General features: G+C 69.6%; 2 protein-coding genes. One reads left to right on the plus strand and one right to left on the minus strand.

Annotation, left to right across the window (positions count from 1 at the left end; all coding sequences use genetic code 11):
- Positions 1-23 precede the first annotated feature (23 nt).
- Entirely contained in the window at positions 24-206 is a 183-nt protein-coding gene (locus tag CEK68_RS21375; RefSeq protein WP_255424793.1) for a GntR family transcriptional regulator, read from the minus strand.
- A gap of 160 nt (positions 207-366) precedes the next feature.
- Between CEK68_RS21375 and CEK68_RS20900 the strand changes: the two genes are divergently transcribed.
- Positions 367-945 (plus strand): DMT family transporter (locus CEK68_RS20900; RefSeq protein ID WP_226978010.1); only part of this gene is annotated, 579 nt, incomplete at its 3' end.

Below are 945 nucleotides of genomic sequence, written 5' to 3' on the forward strand. Positions count from 1 at the left end.
AACCGTACGGGCCTGGTGCTCCGTCAGACATGTATAGGCACCAGCCAGGGCCGCGCCCCGATCGCGCCCGCGTCGCCCAGCCCGTCGCAGGCTTCCACCACCGCCGACACCGACACCCGCAGCGCGCGCGCCGGCGCGCGCACGGAGGGCAGGCGCGCTCCCGGCAGGCTGGTGCGGTTGGCGATGCCGGCGCGTATGTCGGCCATCACCGAAGCGATGCGCGTGCCGGGTGCTACGGGTCTGTCCACTGTCGTCAGCTGTACTGGGTCTTGAGCCATAACAGTACTGCGAAACCGTATTGGATCGTATCTGGCCGGATCGGTCCCGCGAGGCGTCTACTCAACGGCGATGCAGAAGGAGACGCGCATGGAAAAAACCACCGGTGGCTGGATCAATGGATGTATCGGCGTGATGATTTTTGCGGGGTCGTTGCCCGCAACGCGCGTCGCGGTCGCCGATTTCTCCCCCGTGTTCCTGACCTGCGCCCGCGCCAGCATTGCCGCCGCGCTGGGGCTGGCGCTCCTGCTCGGGTTTCGGCAACCGCGTCCGCGCCGCGCCGAGCTCCCCGCCTTGGCGATGACGGCACTGGGGGTCGTGGCCGGATTTCCCCTGCTGACCGCACTGGCGCTGCAGCATGTGACCTCGGCGCATTCCATCGTGTTCGTGGGCCTGCTGCCGTTGTGCACCGCCGTCTTCGCCGTGTTGCGCGCCGGCGAACGCCCGCGTCCACCGTTCTGGGTGTTCTCGCTGGCCGGTGCCTGCAGCGCCAGTGCGGTCAGCAGGGGAAATCCGGCCACGACCCCCAGTGCCGTCATCGCCAAGGCGGGGAGCTCGGCGCGGCGCGGACGCGGTTGCCGAAACCCGAGCAGGAGCGCCAGCCCCAGCGCGGCGGCAATGCTGGCGCGGGCGCAGGTCAGGAACACGGGGGAGAAATCGGCGACCGCG

The sequence above is a fragment of the Xanthomonas sp. LMG 12461 genome (assembly GCF_009192935.1).
GTDB classification, from domain to species: Bacteria; Pseudomonadota; Gammaproteobacteria; order Xanthomonadales; family Xanthomonadaceae; genus Xanthomonas_A; species Xanthomonas_A sontii.